Here is a 21,258-nt window from a genome sequence, read left to right on the forward strand (position 1 = left end):
CTCGTCATTGCGAGCGTAGCGAAGCAATCCAGTGCGGCGCTGGATTGCTTCGCTACGCTCGCAATGACGGATCTTGGCGACATTCCGCCCCGCTAACCCCCGGCCGTCACAAAGCCAACCGGTCGATTGGTCCCACCCCCGGTTTCGGCTAGGGATGCGCCATGGCCGCGACCCACCCCTTCTTCTCGCTCCACGCCCAGGGCATGATCCGCGTCGGCGCCGCGACGCCGCGCGCGACCTCGGGCGACCCCGCCGCCAACGCGGCCGAGGCGATCGCGCTGGCGAAGCAGGCCGACGCGCAGGGCATCGACCTGCTGGTCTATCCCGAACTCAACCTCTCCTCCTACGCGATCGACGACCTGCTGTTGCAGGATGCGCTGCTCGGCGCGGTCGAGGCGGGGCTGGCGGAGGTGATCGAGGCCAGCAAAAGGCTCTCCACCGTGCTGCTGCTCGGCGCGCCGCTGCGCCGCAACGGACGGCTCTACAACACCGCCGTGGTGGTCGCGCGGGGGCGGGTGCTGGGCGTGGTGCCCAAATCCTTCCTGCCCAATTACCGCGAATATTACGAGAAACGCTGGTTCGCGCGCGGCGCCGGGCTTTCGGGGCTCGACATCACCGTCGCCGGCCAGACCGCGCCGTTCGGCCCCGACCTGATCTTCGCCGCCGGCGATCTCGCCGATTTCGTCTTCCACGTCGAGATTTGCGAGGATTATTGGGCGCCGACCCCGCCCTCCACGGCGGGTGCGCTCGCCGGCGCGCTGATCCTGTGCAACCTGTCCGCCTCCAACATCGTCATCGGCAAGGCGCGCGAGCGGGGGCTGCTGTGCGCCTCGCAGTCGGTCCGCACCGCCTCGGCCTATGTCTATTCCGCCAGCGGTCCGGGCGAGAGCACGACCGATCTGGCGTGGGACGGGCAGGGCGAAATCTACGAACTCGGCGAATTGCTCGCCACCTCCGCGCGCTTCGCCGCCGATCCCGAGATCGTCGTGGCCGACGTGGATGTCGCGCGGCTGCGGCAGGAAAGGATGCGCACCGGCACCTTCAACGATGCCGCGATCGACGCCGGCCACCCCGAGACGCGCTTCCGCCGCGTCGCCTTCGATCACGCGCCCGATTTCGCCGACAGGGGCCTCGTCCGCGCGCTGCGGCGCTACCCCTTCGTGCCCGACGATCCCGCCCGGCTGGAGGAGGATTGCTACGAGGCGTTCAACATCCAGGTCGCCGGCCTCGCCAAGCGGCTGGAGGCCAGCCGGTCGAAGCGGCTCGTCATCGGCGTGTCGGGCGGGCTCGATTCGACCCATGCGCTGATCGTCGCGGCCAAGGCGTTCGATCAGCTCGGCCGGCCGCGATCGGACATCCTCGGCTTCACCCTGCCGGGCTTCGCCACGGGCGACGCGACCAAGGCCAACGCCTGGGCGCTGATGCGCGCGCTGGGCGTGTCGGGCGACGAGATCGATATCCGCCCCGCCGCGCGCCAGATGCTGGCCGACATGGGCCATCCCTATTCGCGCGGCGAGCCGGTCTACGACGTCACGTTCGAGAATGTGCAGGCGGGCCTGCGCACCGACTATCTCTTCCGCCTCGCCAACCAGCGCGAGGGGATGGTGCTGGGCACGGGCGACCTCTCCGAATTGGCGCTCGGCTGGTGCACCTATGGCGTCGGCGATCACATGAGCCATTATGCCGTCAACGCGGGCGTGCCCAAGACGCTGATCCAGCATCTCATCCGCTGGTGCGTGGCGACCGACCAGTTCGATGCCGCGACGGATGCGATCCTCGAATCGATCCTCGGCACCGAAATCTCGCCCGAGCTGGTGCCCGCCGACGCCAGCGGCGCGATGCAATCGACCGAGCAGCGCATCGGGCCGTATGCGCTCCACGATTTCTTCCTGCATTATGTGGTGCGCCACGGGCTTGCGCCCTCAAAGATCGCTTTCCTCGCCTGGCACGCCTGGAAGGATGCCGGGGCGGGCCGCTGGCCGGCGGGCTTCCCGGAAGGCGATCGCGGCGCCTATGATCTGGCCACCATCCGCCGCTGGCTGCGCGAATATCTGTTCCGCTTCTTCCAGATCAGCCAGTTCAAGCGATCGGCCATCCCCAACGGCCCCAAGGTCTCGGCCGGCGGCAGCCTTTCCCCACGCGGCGACTGGCGCGCGCCGTCCGACGGCACGGCGGCGGCATGGCTGGCGGAGTTGGAGGCAGGGGTTCCCGCATAATCCTGAACTCTCGCGCCAGACCGCCCCATAGCGGCGCCCAATGCCGATCGTTGCGGAAGCGTTTCTCGCCCTCCCCAACTTTTTAAACCGTTCGGCAAGTTTTCAGGTGAATCACCGGCCCGATTGCGGCAGAATCGGGGCTTGGCGGCGTGGGAGCTGCACGCCCTCTCGGAGAGACCCGTAATGACGATCGAATTTCTGCGTCCCGAAGTCGATGAGCTGAAGCCGCGAATCAGCGTGATCGGCGTCGGTGGAGCGGGCGGCAACGCGATCGCCAACATGATCGCCTCCGATGTGCAGGGCGTCGATTTTGTCGTCGCCAACACCGACGCGCAGGCGCTCAACGCCTCGCCGGCCGAACAGCGCATCCAGCTGGGCCTGAAGATCACGCAAGGGCTGGGCGCCGGTTCGCGGCCCGAGATCGGCCGCGCGGCGGCGGAAGAGACGATCGAGCAGGTCGAAAAGGCGCTGGAAGGCGCGCACATGTGCTTCATCGCCGCCGGCATGGGCGGCGGCACCGGCACGGGGGCGGCCCCCGTCATCGCCAAGGCGGCGCGCGATCGCGGCATCTTGACCGTCGGCGTCGTCACCAAGCCGTTCAGCTTCGAGGGCAACCGCCGCTCCAAATCGGCCGAGGCCGGCATCGCCGAGCTTCAGAAGCATGTCGATACGCTGATCGTCATCCCCAACCAGAATCTCTTCCTGATCGCCAACCCGAACACGACCTTCAAGGAAGCGTTCCAGATGGCCGACGAGGTGCTGCAACAGGGCGTGCGCGGCATCACCGATCTGATGGTGATGCCCGGCCTCATCAACCTCGACTTCGCCGACGTGCGCTCGGTGATGAGCGAGATGGGCAAGGCGATGATGGGCACGGGCGAGGCATCGGGCGACAATCGCGCGATCGAGGCCGCCGAAAAGGCGATCGCCAACCCGCTGCTCGACGGCGTGTCGATGAAGGGCGCCAAGGGCGTCATCATCTCGATCACCGGCGGTGACGACATGCGCCTGATGGAGGTCGACGAGGCCGCCAACCACATCAAGGAACTGGTCGATCCCGACGCGAACATCATCTGGGGTTCGGCGTTCAACAACGATCTCGACGGCAAGATCCGCGTGTCGGTGGTGGCGACCGGCATCGAAGTGGGCGAGCAGCCCGCCGCCGAGCCGGCCAAGCTGTTCACCTTCCCGCCGCGCACCCGCCTCGACCAGCGCCCGTCGATCGAGCCCGCGTCGCTGTCCGTCCGCGAAGCCGTGGCCGCGCCCAAGACGACCGAGGCGACCCCGCCCGCGCCGCCGCCGGCCCCCGTGCCGACCGCTTATGGCGAGCCCGAGGTGCTGCCCGATCTCGACCTGACGCCGCAGATGGTGAGCCCCGCGCCGGCCCCGGCCGAGCCCGACGAGCTGCTGCTCGATTCCGCCAGCGCCGCGCCCAAGCCGCTCCCCGGCCGCTGGCCTGGCGCCGAGGAAGAGGCCGCCGCTGCCCCCGAGCCCGCCCCGAAGCCGACCGTGAAGCCGGCGGCGGGCGGCACCCTGTTCGAACGCATGTCCAACCTCGCCCGCGGCGGCGCCAAGCCGAGCGGCGACGACGAGCCGACCCCGCCGCGCGACCCGCTGGATATCCCGCGTTTCCTGAACCGGCAGAACAACCAGTAAGCCTTCCGCCCCGGCCTATGTGCCGGGGCCGATAGCGCGGCGATCAGGCCTTCCGCGCCGCCGCGACGGCCTTCTTGAGCGCGTCGTAGCCGACCATGCCCGACAGCAACTGATCGCCGACAACGAAGGCGGGGGTGCCGCCGATGCCGAGGGTTTCGACCATCTTGAGGTTGGCGCGGATTTCCTCGGTGACGGCCGCCGACTTGCCCGCCGCCGCGAGCTGCGCGGGATCGAGGCCGACCTTGCGCGCCGCGCCCGCCATTTTGTCGTCGCTGGGCGGGCCGCTGGCGAAGAGAGTGCGGTGGAAGGCGAGATATTTCCCCTCGCCCGTCTCCGCCGCCGCCAGCGCGGTGCGCGCCGCTACCTCGCTCTGCGGGCCGAGGATCGGGATTTCGCGCCACACGACCCGCAGCCCCTTGTCCTCCGCCAGCAGGCGATCGACGTCGGGCACGCTCGCCCGGCAGAAGCCGCAGCTGTAATCGGTGAACATGACCAGAGTGACGTCCGGCCTGGCCGCGCCCGCCCAGGCGCCCGCGAAGGGCTTCTCCAGCGCGGCGCGCTCCGGGGCGAGGCGTTTACCCGTCTCGCGCTGCTCCAGCCGGGCCATCGCCTCGGGCAATATCTCGGGATGGGCCAGAACATAATCGTGGACGATCGCCTCGATCCGCGCCTTGTCGGGGTGGGCCGGCGCCCACAGGGTCATCGCCGCCACGCCCGCGATCAGGCCGGCGGCGCCCGCCGCCGCCAGACTCCACCGTCCGCCGCTCATCGCCGCTTGCTCTTCTGGTTTTCCATCTCGTTGCGCGCCGTCACCGCGATATCCTGCGCGCGGATGTAATCGGGCGTGCCGGCCGGCAGCCCCTGCAACGCCATTTCGGCATTGGAGAGCGCCATGCCGGGCTGGTTGATGAGGCTGTAGCGCTCGGCCGAGGCCATCGCCGCGCGCGCGCGATCGCCCGCCCGGTCATAGACCAGCCCCAGTTCGTACCAGGCGAAGGGATTGTCCTCGTCGCGGTTGACCGCGAGCTTCAGCACCTGCCCCGCCTCGGCCAGATTCTTCGGGTCTTCCGACGCGATCAGGGCATGGCCGAGCGAGGCGGCGATGAGCGGCTCGTTGCGCGAATTGGCGACCGCCGCGCGCAAGGGGGCGATCGCCGCCGTCGGCTTGCCCGATTCGGTCAGGATCTGGCCCTTGAGTTCGAGGAAATAGGGATCCTGCGGATCGCTCGCGACGAGCTTCTCGATCTCCGCCTCGGCCTTTTCGGGATAGGCGGCGCGGTGCCAGGCATAGGCGCGGGCATAGCGCGCCAGCACACTCTGGTCGCTCTCGGGATATTTGCGCAGCACCAGATCGGGATCGGTGACGAAGCCGTAGAGCTTGCCCTTGATCCGCGCGAAGCGCTTCTCGAAGCCCGCATCGGTCGGCTTGTTCCAGTTGGGCGACGCCTCCAGCGTGCCGCGTAGCGTGGTGATGCGATCGGCGGTCAGCGGGTGGGTCTGGGCGTAGGGGTCGACCTGCGCGTAGCTGGAAGTGAGGCGATATTCCTGCGAGCGCAATTTGCCGAAGAAGCTGAGCATCCCCTTGCCGGTGATGCCCGCTTTTTCGAGGAAGCTGGCGCCGGCGGCATCGGCGCTACCCTCCTGCGCGCGGCTGAAGGCGAGATATTTGCCCATCGCGGCGCGCTGCCCGGCGGAGAAGAGGCCCATGCCCGCCTCGGCGCTGCCCGCCGCCGCCGCCGCCGCGCCCAGCAGCAGCGAGAGGAGCATGATCCCCATCGCGGGCTTGGCGCCCTCGTTGTTGCGGATGACGTGGCCGCCGGTGATGTGGCCGATCTCGTGCGCGATCACGCCCTGCACCTCGTTGGCGCTGGTGGCGGCGATCAGCAGGCCGGAGTGGATGTAGACATATTGGCCACCCGCCACGAAGGCGTTGATCTCGGGATCGCCGATCAGGATGATCTTGACGTTGCCCGGCTGGAGCCCGGCGGCCGCCACCAGCGGGGCGGATATGTCCTGGAGGAACTTCTCGGTCTCGGCATCGCGCAGCACCGATTGCGCGGCGACCGGGCGGAGCGTGAGCCCGGCGCTCAACAGGACGAAGAGCGCAAGCCGCGCGAACTGACGGAGGCAGCGCATCGCGCCGCTTTCCTGTCGGGCGGGTGAACGGAAACTGAAGCGGGCGGGGGTTCCCATCGGCATGATGCTAATGGCCCCGGCTGCGTCGCGCGAGCCTTATTCCGCCGGCTGCTTTATTCCGCCGCCTGCAACGTCGCGGCTTCGGCGGCCTCGATCTCGGCGGCCTTCGCCTCGACCAGCTTGACGATATGGTCGACCATGTCGGCATCCTGCACCGTGTGGCTGGTGACGCCCGACAGATAGACCATATGCTTGCCCGCGCCGCCGCCGGTGAGGCCGATGTCGGTCTCGCGCGCCTCGCCGGGGCCGTTGACGACGCAGCCCAGCACCGACAGCGACAGCGGCGTGCGGATATGCTGGAGGCGGGCTTCCAAGGTCTCGACCGTGCGGATCACGTCGAAGCCCTGCCGCGCGCAGGACGGGCAGGACACCACCCGCACGCCGCGATTGCGGATACCGAGCGCCTTGAGCATCTCGAACCCGACCCGCACCTCTTCCTCCGGCTCGGCCGAGAGCGAGACGCGCAGCGTGTCGCCGATGCCGAACCACAGGAGCGATCCCATGCCGATCGAGGATTTCACCGTGCCGCCGATCAGCCCGCCCGCCTCGGTGATGCCCAGGTGCAGCGGGCAATCGACCGCCTCGGCCAGCTGCTGGTAGGCGGCGACGGCCAGGAACAGGTCCGACGCCTTCACCGCGACCTTATATTCGCGGAAATCGGCGTCATCGAGCAGCTTGATATGATCCAGCGCGCTTTCGACCAGCGCCTCGGGACACGGCTCGCCATATTTTTCGAGCAGATCCTTCTCGAGACTGCCGCCGTTGACGCCGATGCGGATCGAACAGCCGTTGGCTTTGGCCGCGCGCACCACTTCGGCGACGCGCGCCGAGGAGCCGATGTTGCCGGGGTTGATGCGCAGGCAGGCCGCGCCCGCGTCGGCGGCTTCCAGCGCGCGCTTGTAGTGGAAGTGGATGTCGGCGACGATCGGTACCTTGGCGGCGCGCACGATCTGCTTCAGCGCGGCGGTCGATTCCTCGTCCGGGCAGGAAACGCGGATGATGTCCGCCCCGGCCTCTTCGCAGCGGCGGATCTGGTCGATCGTGGCTTTCACGTCGGTGGTCGGCGTGTTGGTCATCGTCTGGACGGTGATGGGGGCGCCCCCGCCGACGGGGACGTTGCCCACCATGATCTGGCGGGAGGGGCGCCGCGCGATATCGCGCCAGGGACGTATCGACATGGCCGCCCCTATACCGCGTCGAACAGCGCCGGGCCACCCATCATCATCGCGTCGATCGCGCCTTGCAGGATGTAGCTGGCGGCCAGCTTGTCGACCAGTTCGGCGCGGCGCGCGCGGCTGGCGTCGGCTTCCAGCAGGGTGCGGGTGACGGCGGCGGTGGACCAGCGCTCGTCCCACAGCAGGATCGGCAGAGCCAGCCCCGCGCAATTGCGGGCGAAGGCGCGGACCGACTGGGTGCGCGGGCTGTCCGTCCCGTCGAGGCTGAGCGGCAGGCCGATCACCAGCCCCTTCACCGATTGCTTGCGGACGATCTCGCGCAGCAGCGCCACGTCGACCGAGAATTTGGCGCGGCGGATCGTCTCGGCCGGGCTGGCGATCGCCCAGCCGGCGTCGCACAAGGCGACCCCGATCGTCTTGGTGCCCACGTCCAGCCCCGCCAGCCGCCCCCCCTCGGGCAGCGCGGCGGCGAAGGTGGCGGCGGTGCTGGTGATCAGGGCCGGAGCGGCGTCCATGCCTTGCCCAGATAGGTCTTGGCGCGCGCCTCGGCATCGGCGCGCAAATTGGCCCAGAACAGGGCGTAATCGAAGACGTGGAAATTGTTGCCGGGCAGCACATAGGCGCCATAGCCGGCGGGCGCGTCGCCGATCATCAGCAGCCCGCGCGCATCGCAGCGCGCCGGCACCTTGGCGGGCACCAGATCGGCACCGTGCAGGCCCGCGCGCGGCACCAGCGCGCCGCGATTGGCGCTGGCGAGCGCCGCCGTGCCCGGCGCGCCCGTCAGCGGATTGACGCACAGCATCGCGGTGCTCTTGCGCGGTGCGCCGGTGAGGCCCGTGGTCGTATCGAAATGCTTGTCGAGCAGGCGCGGATCGCCGCCGTCGGCAAAGCTCTGCCACGAGAGGATGCACCCCGCCTGCCCCGGCGCGGTGCAGGCCGGCAGGCCCATCGCGGGCAGATCGGCCGTCATCGAGATCGGCCAGCCGGGCAGATAGGCCGCGACGATCCGGTCGGCGACAGGCTTGCCGGCGATCTTCTCCTTCAGCAGCCGCATCAGGTGGAGCGAGCCCTGGCTGTGCCCCGCCAGCAGGATCGGCCGGTTGCGCGGGATCTGCGCCAGAAACGCATCGAAGCCGCGCGCGATATCCTGATAGGCGAAGTCGAGCGCCTTTTGCGCATCCTCGCCGTCGCTCAGGAAGGCGCCGATCGTCGCCTGCCGGTAGCGCGGCGCCCACACCGCCCCCACCGCGTTGAACGCCGACGCCTGCGACGAGGCGAACAGCCGCAACCGTTCATTGGCCTCATGATCGTCGAGCGGCGCGTTCCAGCGGTCGCGGCCGAGGAAGGTCGTCGGGCTGACATAGAACACCGCGACCTGTGGGTTGGCGGTGCGCGCCATGCCGTCCGGCAACCAGCGCGACGGATCCTGCGGCAGATCGGGGCGCGACAGCCAGCCGTCCGCACGGGTGAAATCCGGCGCGGTGCCCACGGCGGACTTGGCGAAGCTCACCCCCGGCACGAAGGAGAAGCTCAACATCCTGTCCCAGAACAGATTCCAGCCGACGGCCGCACCCAGCAACAACATGATGGCTCCCGCGATGACGTAAAGGAAACGGCGCGCCGCCATCGATCAATCCATTGTGCAGTGCAGCATAAACTGCGCGGGTGGCAAGTGCGTAGCGGGCAATCGGGCCGCCGTCCAATGCAAGAGGAGGCGTTTTCACCAAAGCGATGACCGTCACCCCGGCCTCGTGCCGGGGTCCACCGGCCCCCGATCGCTTTGGCAGATAGTCAGCCGAATCGCCGGCTTCCAGGTAGACCCCGGAACAAGTCCGGGGTGACGAAAAAGATCGAAGGCAGCCCCGAAACCACCCCGCGCTTGAAGCCGCACCGCCCCGATGCTAGCCGCCCCCCATGTCCGTCGATACCGCCACCGTCCGGAAGATCGCCAGCCTCGCCCGTATCGCCGTCACCGACGGCGAAGCGGAGGCGATGGTCGGCGAACTCAACACCATCCTCAAATGGGTCGACATGCTCGACGAGGTGAACACCGACGGTGTCGCCCCGCTCGCCGCCGTCATCCCCAACCATCTGCGCCTGCGCGACGACGTCGTCACCGACGGCGGCATCCGCGACAAGGTGCTGGCCAACGCCCCGCAGGCCGAACATGGCTTCTTCGCCGTGCCCAAGGTGATCGAGTAATGACCGCCCTCACCGATCTCACCGTCGCCGGCATCCGCGACGGCTTCCGCGCCGGCGACTTCACCGCGCGCGAGGTGGCCGAGGCGTTCAACGCGGCGGTCGCGGGCGCCGACGCGCTCAACGCCTTCATCGTCAAGACGCCGGACCATGCGCTGGCCGCCGCCGACGCCGCCGACGCAGCGCGCGCCACGGGCGACACCGCGCCGCTGGCCGGCGTGCCGCTGGGCATCAAGGATCTGTTCTGCACCGCCGGCACGCAGACCACCGCCGCCAGCCACATCCTCGGCAATTTCGTGCCGACCTATGAATCGACCATCACCGCCAAGCTGTTCGGCGCGGGCGCGGGGATGCTGGGCAAGCTCAACCTCGACCAGTTCGCCATGGGCTCGTCGAACGAGACCAGCGCGTTCGGCAACGTGATCTCGCCGTGGCGGCGGGGCGACGGAAGCAATGCCGCGCTCGCCCCCGGCGGCTCGTCGGGCGGCTCCTCCTCGGCGGTGGCGGCGCGGATCGTGCCGGGTGCCACGGGCACCGACACCGGCGGATCGATCCGCCAGCCGGCCGCCTTCACCGGCATCTCGGGCATCAAGCCGACCTACGGCCGCTGCTCGCGCTGGGGCGTGGTCGCCTTCGCCTCCTCGCTCGACCAGGCCGGGCCGATGGCGCGCGACGTGGCGGATTGCGCGATCCTGCTGGAGACGATGGCGGGCTTCGATCCGAAAGATTCGACCTCGCTCGACGTGGCCGTGCCCAATTGGGAGGCGGCTCTGTCCGCCGACATGCGCGGCAAGCGGGTCGGCATCCCGAAGGAATATCGCGTCGAGGGCATGCCCACCGAGATCGAGGCGCTGTGGCAGCAGGGTATCGCCTGGATGAAGGACGCCGGCGCCGAGATCGTCGAGGTTTCGCTGCCGCACACCCATTATGCGCTGCCGACCTATTACATCATCGCCCCGGCCGAGGCGTCGTCCAACCTCGCCCGCTACGATGGCGTGCGCTATGGCCTGCGCGACCTGCCCGATGGCGCCAACCTTCAGGACATGTATGCCGCGACCCGCGCCGCCGGTTTCGGCCCGGAGGTGAAGCGCCGCATCCTGATCGGCACCTACGTCCTCTCGGCGGGCTTCTACGACGCTTATTATACCAAGGCGCAGAAGGTCCGCGCGCTGATCGCGCAGGATTTCGACAAAGCGTGGGAGGTGTGCGACGTGCTCCTCACCCCCACCGCGCCTTCGGCGGCGTTCGGTCTGGGCGAGAAGAGCGACGACCCGATTGCCATGTATCTGAACGACGTCTTCACCGTGCCCGCCAGTCTCGCGGGCGTGCCGGCGATGTCGGTGCCGGGCGGGCTGGACGCGCAGGGCCTGCCGCTCGGCCTCCAGATCATCGGCAAGCCGCTCGACGAACAGGGCGTCCTCAACGCGAGCCTCGCGATCGAACAGCGCGCCGGCTTCACGGCACGCGCGGGCAAGTGGTGGTAGACGGTATTACCGCCGCTCGGTAATACTCGGCCCATGACGACTCACAGCCGCCTCACGATCAAGGGTCAGGTGACGATTCCCAAGGACGTGCGCGATCTGCTCGATCTGAAGCCGGGCGACACGGTCGCGTTCGAGCAGGATGGGGACCGGATTTCGGTTCGCAAGGCGGAGGTGCCGGTCGAGCCGAAGGAAACCCCCGACCAGTTCAGGAAGCGGCTCCACGCGCTGCTGGAGCAATTTCCGCCGCTGCCGAGCAAGATGTCGACCGACGAATATATGGCGATGATCCGCGAGCCTGTGCCCGCTCCCCGCTGAAATGGTCTTCCTCGACACCAACATCCTGATCGATCTTTTCGATCCGGGCTCCGCATGGCACCTCTGGTCCACCGAAAATGTGCATCGAGCCGAAGGCCCTCGGGGCATAAATCCGGTGGTCCTCGCGGAGCTTTCACCCCGTTTCGAGGCCCTCGCGACTTTGACCGGGTTGATCGGAGGTCTGGGGATCACGGTGCATCCGATCGACGATCACAGCGCCTTCCATGCGGGCCATGCCCATGCCGCCTATCGCGCGGCAGGCGGCGAGCGGCAGGCGATCCTCGCCGATTTCCTGATCGGGGCGCATGCGCAAACGCTCGGTGCCACGCTTCTCACCCGCGACAGGCGGCGCTTCGTGCGCTACTTCCCCGACCTCACCCTCATCACTCCATCGGACACGGACAATGGCTGACGCATCCCCCTCCTACCGCATCCAGGGCGCCACCGGCGAGTGGGAGGTCGTGATCGGGCTGGAGGTTCACGCCCAGATCGACACGCAGGCCAAGCTCTTCTCGGGCGCCGCCACCGCCTTCGGGGCGGAGCCGAACGCGCAGGTCAGCCTGATCGACGCGGCGATGCCGGGGATGCTGCCGGTGCCGAACCGCGAGTGCATCCGCCAGGCCGTCCGCACCGGCATGGCGCTGGGCGCGGAGATCAATCGCTGGTCGCGCTTCGACCGGAAGAATTACTTCTACGCCGATCTGCCGCAGGGCTATCAGATCAGCCAGCTCTACCACCCGCTCGTCGGCGAGGGCGCGATCCCGATCGAGCCCGAGGAGAAGGACGGGCCGGGCGAGGCCAAGACGATCGGCGTCGAGCGCATCCATGTCGAGCAGGACGCCGGCAAGCTGATGCACGACCAGCACCCCACCCGCTCCTACGTCGATCTCAACCGATCGGGCGTGGCGCTGATGGAGATCGTCAGCCGCCCCGACATGCGCTCGCCCGCCGAGGCCGGGGCCTACCTGCGCAAGCTGCGGCAGGTGCTCCGCTATGTCGGTAGCTGCGACGGCAACATGGAGCAGGGCTCGATGCGCGCCGACGTCAACGTCTCGGTGCGCAAGCCCGGCGAGCCGTTCGGCACCCGCACCGAGACCAAGAACGTCAATTCCGTCCGCTTCGTGATGGAGACGATCCGGCAGGAGGCGTCGCGTCAGGTCGACGTGCTGGAGGCCGGCGGCAGCATCGTGCAGGAGACGCGCCTCTACGATCCCGACCGCAACGAGACGCGGTCGATGCGCTCCAAGGAGGACGCGCACGATTACCGCTATTTCCCCGATCCCGATCTGCTGCCGCTGGAGCTGGACGACGCCTTCCTGAGCGAATGCGCCGCCAGCCTGCCCGAACTGCCCGACGCCAAGCGCGCGCGCTACGAGGCGCTGGGGCTGACGCCCTACGCCGCCGCCGTGCTGACCGCCGACGTGGAGACCGCGCGCTGGTTCGAGGCGATGCTGGACGCCAGCGGCAAGCCGCCCGAGAGCGTAGCCAAGGCCGCCTCCAACTGGCTGATCTCCGACCTGTTCGGCGCCCTCAACCGGCTCGGCAAGGATATCGCCGACAGCCCGGTGAGCCCGGCGCAGGGCGCGCAACTGCTCGGCCTCGTCGCCGACGGCACGCTTTCGGGTACTCTCGCGAAGCAGGTGTTCGAGATCATGCTGGAAACCGGCGATGATCCCGCGACGATCGTCGAGGCGCGCGGGCTGAAGCAGACCAGCGACACCGGCGCGATCGAGGCGAAGGTGGCCGAAATCCTCGCCGCCAACGCCGACAAGGTCGAGCAGTATCGCGGCGGCAAGGTCGCGCTGTTCGGCTTCTTCGTCGGCCAGACGATGAAGGCGATGGGCGGCAAGGCCAACCCGCAGGTGGTGAACGAGGCGGTGAAGAAGGCGCTGGGCTGATCGAGGATCCGAGACGCGTTGTGACGCTCGCCCGTCACACCATGCCGTCGCCCGTCAGCACCCTGACCCTGGTGGCTGACGCCGATGCCTTGCTCGCGATCCTGTGGGAAAGCGACCGGCCGGGCCGGGTGCGGCTGGCCGAGACGGCCGCGCAGCCCGATCATCCGGTGCTGGCCGAGGCGGCGCGGCAGCTCGACGCCTATTTCGCGGGCGATCTGCGGCGTTTCACCGTGCCGCTGCGCTTCGAGGGGACCGAGTTCCAGAAAGCGGTGTGGGCCGCGCTGCTCACCATCCCTTATGGCGAGACGCGCAGCTATGGCGCGATCGCGGCGCAGATCGGCCGGCCGGACGCGCAGCGCGCGGTGGGCGCCGCCAACGGCCGCAACCCCATCTCGATCATCGCGCCCTGCCACCGGGTGATCGGATCGGGCGGCAGCCTCACGGGTTTCGCGGGCGGGCTGGAGGCGAAACGCTATCTGCTCGATCTGGAGCGGGCGCCGAGGCTGTTATAGCCGTACGATGATGGCCCGTTCGTCCTGAGCGAAGTCGAAGGACGTGCGGCTGGACGCAGCGCGCGGGGCACGCCCTTCGACTGCGCTCAGGGCGAACGGTGAAGGTTTGGTGTCGATCAGGCTGCCCGCCGCAACGCCAGCTTCCGCCCCTCCACGATCGACCGCCACGCCCATTCCACCGGCGCGATCGCATAATGCCGCAGGTAGACGTTGGCCCCCCACAGCAGCAGCGCATCGATCGCGACCGATGCCAGCATCATCGGCATCCACGTCAGCTGCCCGTACAGCCCCAAGGCGAAGGGCGGGAACAGCAGCCACAGGCAGATGAGGGTCTGCGCGACATAGATCGACAGCGCCGTCCGCCCCGCCGCCACGAACGGTCGCAACAGCCGCGCCCCCACGATCGTCGTCGCCAGCAGATTGACCAGCCCGATATGGCCGAGCGTCGCCGCCAGCCGGGCATATTCCTGCCACGCCCAGTCGAGGCGCGGCATGTCGTTGAAGCGGGTGATCTCCCACGCGCCCCACGCCCGCATCGGCAGGCCGATGGCATAGGCGATCAAGGTCAGCCGCAGGTAGAAGCCCCGGCTGCGCGCGCCCTGCAATATGCCCATCTTGAACAGAGCCGCGCCGATCAGCATCGTGCCCGTCGCCTCCCAGATGGCGAACAATTCGCCGAAGCCGAGCCGCTCGATCGACTTGTCGACCTGCGCCCTGAACCAGTTAGCGCTGGTGCTGGAGCGCGCCTTGTCCTCGGCGGCGACCTCCGCCTTGTGCTCGGCCTTGTTCTTGGCGCGTTTGGCGGCGTTCTCGGCGGCCTTCTTCAGCGTCTTGGTCTCGGCGGGGGTGAGGCTCTGGCCGGCGTCGCGTTTGGCCGTCAGCGTAGCCACCTCGGCGCGCTGCCGGGTCGGCTGGTAGATGCCGAAATAGCTGGCCGCGCCCAATTGCATCGTCGCGCCGATCAGCCCGATCACGATCAGCCAGCGCGGCCGCAGCCGGCGGAACCAGAAGGCCACCAGCGCCGCCACGCCATAGGTGTGGAGGATGTCGCCCGGCCACATCAGCACGAAGATGTGGATCATGCCGAACGCCCACAGCACGATGTTGCGCCAATAATAGCGGCGCAGCACCTTGCCGCGCGCGATGCCCGCGATCCGCTCGGTCAGGATCACCATGCCCGCGCCGAACAGCATTTCCAGCAGCGCGCGGGCGGTGCCGTCGGCGAGGATCTGGCGGGTCCACCAGGCGATCTGGTCGGCCACGCTCCAGCCGAGATGGCGGATGTCCGGCCCGGAGAAGCTCTGCGCCATGTCGTTGACGTTCATGAACAGGATGCCGAGGATGGCGATCCCGCGCAGAATATCGAGGATGGCGATGCGCGGCGCCCCATCCGGCTCTGCCGCCCGCCCCTTGCGCTCGGCCTCCGCCGACAATGCCGCGTCCGTCGTCATGCCCCGCCCCCGAATCCCGATCAGGGCGCCAGTGTATTAGGGGATTGCCACACCCGCCAGCAACATTTCACAACGATAGGGAAAAGGCTTCATACCGGCAGGCGGATCGTGACGCGCAGGCCGGGGGCGGCATCGCCCAGCACCACGCCGCCACCGTGCAGCTTGGCCACGGCGCCGACGAGCGAGAGGCCGAGGCCATGGCCTTCGGTCGAGCGGCTGGCCTCCAGCCGGCCGAAGCGGCGCAGCGCCATCGCCCGTGCGGAGGGCGGAATGCCGGGGCCGTCGTCCGTCACCTCGAGGATCGCGACATCGCGGTCCTCCGTGCGGACGGAGACGCGGATGCGGCTGCCCGGCGGGGTGTGGCGGTGGGCGTTTTCGATGAGGTTGGCGAGGAGCTGCGACAGCATCGGGCGATCGCCGCGCAGGCTGATCGGCGCGGTGCCGGCCAGCTCCAGCATGCGCCCGCCGTCACGCACCATCGGCTCGTAGAGCGCCACCATCCGCGCGGCCAGTTCGTCGAGCCGGACGGGGGCGAACTGGCTGCGGCGGCTGCCGCCCTCCACCTCGGCGATGCGCAGCACGGTGGCGAGCAGTTCCACCATAGCCTCGCAATCGGCCAGCGCCGCCTCCACCTCGGCCTCGTGCGCGCCCAGCCCAGCCTGTTGCGACAGGCGGGTGAGGCGGGTCTGAAGGCGCACCAGCGGCGAGCGCAGATCATGCGCGGCGTCTTGGGCGACATGGCGCAGGCTCCCCATCAACTCGTCGATCCGGTCGAGCATCCGGTTGAAGGTGTGGGCCTGCCGGTCGAACTCGGTATCGCCGCCGGTCTCGGGGATGCGGCGCCTGAGGTCGCCGCCGATGATCGCCTCGGCCGCGCCGCGCATGTCGCGCATGTGCCGGCCGACGACCCGTGCCGCCAGCAGCAGCGACACGCCGGTCGCCGACGCCACCATCAGCGATCCGAGCGAAAGGATGCCGAGCAGCAGCAGATCGAAATGCGGCACCGGCTCGCTATCCGCCACCACGACCAGCACCATATTGTCGCCGAAACGCCGGCCGAGCGCGCGCCCCCGTTCGATCGCGGGGATGCGGTCGCGCTTGCCGAGCGCGCTCGCCCCCAGCACCGGCGGGCGCTGGAGGCGCAGCCGGCCGGCGAGCTGGTTGCCGGCGCGATCGAACAGAGCCGCGCCGATGTCGGCGGTATCGCGCCTGTCCTTGAGCGCATTGACCCGCTCGATCACGTCACCCACCGCCGGAGCGGTGGACGGGCCGATCAGCAGGCTCGCCTCATTGGCGAGGCGGTGATCGACGAACAGGTCGATCGCCCGGTGCGCGAACAGATAGACCGCGAGCGTCAGCAGCGCGCACGCGACGACCCCGGCCACGCCATAGCCGATCAGGATCGCGCGCAGCGATGTGACGCGCGGTTTCAGGCGCTCGCCCGCAGAACGTAGCCGACCCGCCGGATGGTGCGGATCGCATCATAGACTTCGCCCAGGTTGAGTTCGGCGCGCAGCCCCCGGACGTGGCTTTCGATGATGTTGGTGGCCGGCTCGAAATCGCTGCCCCAGATGGCGTCGGCCAGCATCCGCCGGGTGACGACGCGCCCGGCGTTGCGCACCAGTTCGGTGAGGATGGTGAATTCGGTCGGGCGCAGATCGAGCGTGCGGCCGCGCCGCAGCGCGACATGGCCGACGGTGTCGATCTCGATCGAGCCGGCCTTCAGGGTCACCGCCGTCTGGCCCGTCGCCGGGCGGCGCTGGAGCGCGGCGAGGCGCGCGCTCAGTTCGATCGGCGCGACGGGCTTCACCAGATAATCGTCCGCGCCCGCATCGAGCCCCTCGACCCGGTCCATCAGCTCGCCGAGCGCGCTGACGACGATTACCGGCGTGGCGACACCCTCGTCGCGCAGCAGTTTCAGGACGGTGAGTCCGTCGATCCGGGGCAGCATCCGATCCAGCACGATCGCGTCGAACCGGCCGCTGGTCGCCTGATCGAGCGCCTCGCGCCCGTCGCGCGCGATCGCGATATGATGGTCGCCTTTCGCCAGCTCCGCCGCCAGCAAACCGGCGGTATCCGCATCGTCCTCGACCAACAGCAGCCGCATCCCGGCACTCCCATCATCTCACCTGTCCATGACGGGACGGCGCGGGCGATACAAGTGCCCACACGCCGGCCATGTTGATGGGCCGACGTGATAAAATTATCACCCTAGGAAGAGGATGATATTTAGGGAATTACCATGCAATCAACGATGTCTACTTACACAGATTACCAATCTGTGAAAAATGAAACGAAAATGAACGAAAGTCTATTTGATTTTTAGTTTGATGTAACAAAACTGCCTTCGACCTCTTCTAGCTGCGCCGCAACACGGCAAGCAGCCGGTGCGAAGGGGAATCAGATCATGGTCAGTGTTTCGATGGGTCGTGGGTGGATGCTGGCGGGCGGGGCGCTGCTCGCGCTGACGACGCCGGCCTTTGCCGAGGCGCCCGCCGCCGCCGAGCCCGCCACCGCTGCCGCGCCGGCCGAAGCCGAGGGTCTCGACGAGATCGTCGTGACCGCCACCAAGCGCGAGACGAACCTCCAGAAGACGCCGATCGCGATCAACGTGCTCAGCACGCAGGCGCTTCAGGATCGTCACGTCCAGAGCCTGTACGATCTGGCCGACGGCGCCATACCCAGCCTGCGCGTCGCCACCTTCGAGGCGCGCCAGACCGCGCTCACCATCGGCATCCGCGGCATCGTGCCGCTCGACGCCAACCAGCCCGCGCGTGAGCAGGGCGTCGGCATCTATGTCGACGGCGTCTATCTCGGCCGCCAGCACGGCTTGAACGCCGCGCTGTTCGAGGTCGAGCGGGTCGAGGTGCTGAAGGGGCCGCAGGGCACGCTCTTCGGTCGCAATACCGAGGGCGGCGCGCTCAGCATCGTCTCCAAGGCGCCGACCGGCGAGTTCGGCGGCAGCGCCACCGCCGGCATCGCCAATTACGGCGGCTATAACGGCCAGTTCCACCTCAACCTGCCCGAATTCGCCAACATCGCGCTGAAGTTCGACGGCGTGGTGCAATATCAGGGCCCGACCACCAAGAACCCGCTCTCGGGCCAGACCGGCTTCAACTATTTCGACCGTCGCGGCGCCCGCGCCGCCGCCCGCTGGAAGCCGACCACGACCCTCACGGTCGATCTGTCCTACGACATCGGCTACGACGCCAACTCGCCCTTCTACAGCCAGCTGCTGAACTACAATCCCAACGGCTGCACCGCCGGCCCGGTCGCCAATTCGCCCAAGTGCGTGCTGCCCGGCACCGGCTTCACCACCCTGAGCGGCACGGTGAAGCCCGTCTCGCCGCTGGTGAAGATCGAGGGCAACGATCGCATGAAGGTGGCCGACATCGGCGTGCCGCAGCAGCCCAGCATCGATCGCACCCACGGCTATGTCGCCAAGGCCGGCTGGAAGGCGACCGACTGGGTCGAGCTGCGCTCGATCACCGCATGGCGCGACGTCAGCTCGATCCAGTATGACAACGTTGGCGGCGCGCACCGTCCGCCGATCGTGAGCGCCAATTGCACCGGCACCGGCTGCAACTTCAGCCGCTACAGCCTGGCCGACCTCTACCAGCATCAGTTCAGCCAGGAATTCCAGGCGGTCGGCAATATCGGCCAGCTCGATTTCGTCGGCGGCCTCTATTATTTCAACGAGCGGGTGAGCGACGATGCCGCGACCCCCAGCTCGCTGGCGTTCAACTCGACGCTGACCGCCGTCACCGTGCTCGATCCGTGCCGGGGTTCGGGCGGGTTCGGCTGGCAGGTGGGCTGCCGCTCGATCGACCGCGCCAGCGCCGCCAAGGCCAAGAGCTACGCCGTGTTCGGCCAGGCGACCTACAATCTCGATACGCTGCACTTCACCGTCGGCGGCCGCAACACCTGGGACGACCGCGACGGCCGCCTGCTCACCGTCAACAATGCGCCGCGCAGCCTGACCTACAGCCAGAACACCAGCCGCTTCGATCCGATGGCGGTCGTCGCCTGGGATGCCTCGCAGGACATCAACCTCTACGCCAAATATTCGACCGGCTACCGTTCGGGCGGCGCCAGCTCGCGCTCGGTCAGCTATCGCGAGTTCGGGCCGGAGAAGGTGAAGGCCTATGAGATCGGCGCCAAGACGCAGTTCTTCGATCGGCGCGTCCGCCTGAACCTGGCGGGCTACATCATGGATCGCACGGGCAGCCAGATCGACTTCAGCTCGGTCTCGTTCGATCCGGCGACCGGCGCCAACCGCAACACGGTGGAGACGGTCAATGCGCCCGGCACCACCAAGATCCGCGGTGTCGAGGCCGACCTGACCGTCAACCCGGTCGAGGGCCTGACCCTGGGCGCCAGCTACGCCTACACCTACACCAACATCCCGGCGACCTTGAACCCGTTCACCAACATCCTTCAGAAAGTCTACATCGTCTTCACCCCGCGCAACGCGGCGAGCGGCACGATCGACTATAGCGTGCCGGTGGCGGGCGACTTCGCCAACCTGAAGTTCCACGTCGACGGCAATTATTCCGACGCGACGCAGACCTTCGACCAGGCCGAGACCAAGAACGACAAGTCGTTCATCGTCAACGCCCGCCTCTCGCTGGCCGATATCGACATGGGCCGGGGCACCAGGCTGACCGTCTCCGCCTGGTCGCGCAACCTGTTCAACACCGCCTACGTCTATCGCCGCGATCCGGCGAACAGCCTGCCGGCGTTCGGCAGCGGTACGACCGGCAACATCAACAACGTGCTGGGCGACTACGGCAATTTCAACGCCCCGCGCACCTTCGGCCTCGAGGGTTCGGTCCGCTTCTGATCGGCGGATAGGTAAGGAAAAAGCCCCGGCGGAGCGATCCGCCGGGGCTTTTTTCGTGTCTGCTGTATCGGCAAAGAGATCGTCAGGCAGGAAGGCGCCAGCCGCGTCACTCCCACTCCATTGTTCAATCCACACATAGACCATTGATTTAACAGCATTTTTCCCATTCGACGTCAAAAAATCCGACGCGCGGGCCGTCAAAAAGTTACGGTCTTGATTTTAAAGAGAAAATCGCTCGGAAATTTTTTTGCATCGTTTCGACATCTATCGAGGTCGATCAGGCAACACATCCCTCAGCGGTCGGGTAGATGGCGTTAGGCGTGGATTCGCAAAGTACCGTCAGACCGGTATAGTATATGACCAGATAGCAGGCTACGCTAGCGAAAGAGCGCCCCTATTCAGCGACCGGGAAGATTGCGATCGCGAACGGCGATGAACGGACGATTGGTCTCGGCCGCGCGACGGGTTTTCTCATCCAGAACATCGATTAGCGACACTTTTCGGGATAGGACCTCATAGAGATCAAGCCCGTCAGCGCAGATTAGGTTCGTTTGCCGCCCACGAGAAAACGCTTCCAGACCATCGGCGGTGAATCCCGAATTGCTAACGAACAGCCCCCGTGACCAGGATGCCTTGCCCGCAACCTTGCCAGAGAACGTCATCAAATCCGCGAAGCCAATCTGCGGACCATGCCATTTGGCCTCGACCAAGTAGGTCTGCCCATGCAGCTTAAAGCTGCCATCAATCTGTTCACCTACCAGCCGGAAGGAACCGCGCGGTGCCAGCCCAAATCCGGCGAAGAGCTCATTCAGGAAGCCCTCGAAGCGAAGTCCCCTCGTTTGCGGATCCAGCTGCGTGATCTCGATGAGATGCGTCGCCAGTTCCTGCGCTTTGACAGCGCTCAGCGTCCCGGCCGACTGCGCTGGCGGATCCTCCGTCTTCGGCTGAGCGAAGCTGCTGAGGAATCCTGGGTCAAGCAGTTCGGGTATTTTGAACTCGACGCCGGGAAGAAGGCTGTTCAGGCGATCGATTTCCGCGCGGGTTAGAGGGTTTCCCTTGCCGCGCCGGTAGGTCATCGCTTGCCGGACGATCGCGATTATCAACTTCGTGAAATTCGAGCGCCGCCGCTCGAGCGTGGACGTCAGGAGCTGGACGATCGCCGGCCTCTTGCTCCCCGGAATCCAAAGGTCCGCGATACCGGCTTGGGCCGCCGCAATAGGAAAGGCCGTCTTGTTGTTTCCACTTCCCGGGAGGAAGTCATAGAAAAGATCGGCCAGGTCTTCGACCGTCTGTGCTTCGCGAAATGACAGCAT

18 protein-coding genes are annotated in these 21,258 nt (G+C 67.6%); 9 read left to right on the top strand and 9 right to left on the bottom strand.

What is annotated here, in order from left to right; translation table 11 throughout:
* Nucleotides 1-161 precede the first annotated feature (161 nt).
* A complete protein-coding gene (locus PQ455_RS13915; RefSeq protein ID WP_273686694.1) occupies nucleotides 162-2,216 on the top strand; it encodes an NAD(+) synthase in 2,055 nt (684 codons plus the stop codon).
* A 183-nt stretch (nucleotides 2,217-2,399) separates the two neighbouring features.
* The gene (ftsZ, locus tag PQ455_RS13920) at nucleotides 2,400-3,872 is read left to right on the top strand and encodes a cell division protein FtsZ (RefSeq protein WP_273686695.1); all 1,473 of its coding nucleotides are present in this window, start codon (nucleotides 2,400-2,402) and stop codon (nucleotides 3,870-3,872) included.
* A 43-nt stretch (nucleotides 3,873-3,915) separates the two neighbouring features.
* Here ftsZ and PQ455_RS13925 read toward each other — a convergent pair whose 3' ends face one another.
* From PQ455_RS13925 to PQ455_RS13945, 5 genes are all read right to left on the bottom strand, one after another.
* A complete protein-coding gene (locus PQ455_RS13925) occupies nucleotides 3,916-4,641 on the bottom strand; it encodes a DsbA family protein (protein WP_273686696.1) in 726 nt (241 codons plus the stop codon).
* Complete coding sequence (locus tag PQ455_RS13930; protein WP_273686697.1) at nucleotides 4,638-6,008, bottom strand: M48 family metalloprotease; 1,371 nt, start codon at nucleotides 6,006-6,008, stop codon at nucleotides 4,638-4,640. Before PQ455_RS13930 ends, PQ455_RS13925 begins: the two co-directional genes overlap by 4 nt.
* 113 nt (nucleotides 6,009-6,121) lie before the next feature.
* Complete coding sequence (gene ispG / locus PQ455_RS13935) at nucleotides 6,122-7,246, bottom strand: flavodoxin-dependent (E)-4-hydroxy-3-methylbut-2-enyl-diphosphate synthase (RefSeq protein ID WP_273686698.1); 1,125 nt, start codon at nucleotides 7,244-7,246, stop codon at nucleotides 6,122-6,124.
* An 8-nt stretch (nucleotides 7,247-7,254) separates the two neighbouring features.
* Nucleotides 7,255-7,758 carry a Holliday junction resolvase RuvX gene (ruvX, locus tag PQ455_RS13940; protein ID WP_420542787.1) on the bottom strand — a complete coding sequence of 168 codons (504 nt, stop codon included), beginning with the start codon at nucleotides 7,756-7,758 and terminating at the stop codon, nucleotides 7,255-7,257.
* Nucleotides 7,737-8,870 (bottom strand): DUF3089 domain-containing protein, encoded by a 1,134-nt coding sequence (locus PQ455_RS13945; RefSeq protein ID WP_273686699.1) that lies wholly within the window; start codon nucleotides 8,868-8,870, stop codon nucleotides 7,737-7,739. Before PQ455_RS13945 ends, ruvX begins: the two co-directional genes overlap by 22 nt.
* 287 nt (nucleotides 8,871-9,157) lie before the next feature.
* On the opposite strand from PQ455_RS13945, the gene gatC reads away from it, so the two are divergent.
* Genes gatC through PQ455_RS13975 form a run of 6 tightly spaced genes read left to right on the top strand, consistent with a single transcriptional unit; the run spans nucleotide 9,158 to nucleotide 13,651 of the window.
* The gene (gene gatC / locus PQ455_RS13950) at nucleotides 9,158-9,445 is read left to right on the top strand and encodes an Asp-tRNA(Asn)/Glu-tRNA(Gln) amidotransferase subunit GatC (RefSeq protein WP_273686700.1); all 288 of its coding nucleotides are present in this window, start codon (nucleotides 9,158-9,160) and stop codon (nucleotides 9,443-9,445) included.
* Complete coding sequence (gene gatA / locus PQ455_RS13955) at nucleotides 9,445-10,926, top strand: Asp-tRNA(Asn)/Glu-tRNA(Gln) amidotransferase subunit GatA (RefSeq protein WP_273686701.1); 1,482 nt, start codon at nucleotides 9,445-9,447, stop codon at nucleotides 10,924-10,926. Before gatC ends, gatA begins: the two co-directional genes overlap by 1 nt.
* A gap of 33 nt (nucleotides 10,927-10,959) precedes the next feature.
* The gene (locus tag PQ455_RS13960) at nucleotides 10,960-11,241 is read left to right on the top strand and encodes an AbrB/MazE/SpoVT family DNA-binding domain-containing protein (protein WP_273686702.1); all 282 of its coding nucleotides are present in this window, start codon (nucleotides 10,960-10,962) and stop codon (nucleotides 11,239-11,241) included.
* A gap of 1 nt (nucleotide 11,242) precedes the next feature.
* On the top strand, nucleotides 11,243-11,653 hold the full coding sequence (locus PQ455_RS13965; protein ID WP_273686703.1) for a type II toxin-antitoxin system VapC family toxin: 411 nt from the start codon (nucleotides 11,243-11,245) through the stop codon (nucleotides 11,651-11,653).
* Complete coding sequence (gene gatB, locus PQ455_RS13970) at nucleotides 11,646-13,139, top strand: Asp-tRNA(Asn)/Glu-tRNA(Gln) amidotransferase subunit GatB (RefSeq protein WP_273686704.1); 1,494 nt, start codon at nucleotides 11,646-11,648, stop codon at nucleotides 13,137-13,139. The genes PQ455_RS13965 and gatB overlap by 8 nt, the downstream gene beginning before the upstream one ends.
* A gap of 20 nt (nucleotides 13,140-13,159) precedes the next feature.
* Nucleotides 13,160-13,651, top strand: a complete 492-nt coding sequence (locus tag PQ455_RS13975) for a methylated-DNA--[protein]-cysteine S-methyltransferase (RefSeq protein WP_273686706.1) — start codon at nucleotides 13,160-13,162, stop codon at nucleotides 13,649-13,651.
* Nucleotides 13,652-13,767: 116 nt separating this feature from the next.
* Here the strand turns inward: PQ455_RS13975 and PQ455_RS13980 are convergent, their stop codons facing one another.
* The 3 genes from PQ455_RS13980 to PQ455_RS13990 form a co-directional block, all read right to left on the bottom strand.
* A complete protein-coding gene (locus PQ455_RS13980) occupies nucleotides 13,768-15,102 on the bottom strand; it encodes a DUF418 domain-containing protein (protein ID WP_273686707.1) in 1,335 nt (444 codons plus the stop codon).
* Nucleotides 15,103-15,191: 89 nt separating this feature from the next.
* The gene (locus tag PQ455_RS13985; RefSeq protein WP_273686708.1) at nucleotides 15,192-16,487 is read right to left on the bottom strand and encodes a HAMP domain-containing sensor histidine kinase; all 1,296 of its coding nucleotides are present in this window, start codon (nucleotides 16,485-16,487) and stop codon (nucleotides 15,192-15,194) included.
* A gap of 44 nt (nucleotides 16,488-16,531) precedes the next feature.
* Nucleotides 16,532-17,209 (bottom strand): response regulator transcription factor, encoded by a 678-nt coding sequence (locus PQ455_RS13990; RefSeq protein ID WP_273686709.1) that lies wholly within the window; start codon nucleotides 17,207-17,209, stop codon nucleotides 16,532-16,534.
* 300 nt (nucleotides 17,210-17,509) lie between these two features.
* On the opposite strand from PQ455_RS13990, the gene PQ455_RS13995 reads away from it, so the two are divergent.
* Nucleotides 17,510-19,945, top strand: coding sequence for a TonB-dependent receptor (locus PQ455_RS13995; RefSeq protein ID WP_273686710.1), 2,436 nt, complete (start codon nucleotides 17,510-17,512; stop codon nucleotides 19,943-19,945).
* A gap of 398 nt (nucleotides 19,946-20,343) precedes the next feature.
* Here PQ455_RS13995 and PQ455_RS14000 read toward each other — a convergent pair whose 3' ends face one another.
* Nucleotides 20,344-21,258: a restriction endonuclease gene (locus PQ455_RS14000; RefSeq protein WP_273686711.1), complete on the bottom strand. Its 915-nt coding sequence runs from the start codon at nucleotides 21,256-21,258 to the stop codon at nucleotides 20,344-20,346.

Source organism: Sphingomonas naphthae (genome assembly GCF_028607085.1).
Classification (GTDB): Bacteria; Pseudomonadota; Alphaproteobacteria; order Sphingomonadales; family Sphingomonadaceae; genus Sphingomonas_Q; species Sphingomonas_Q naphthae.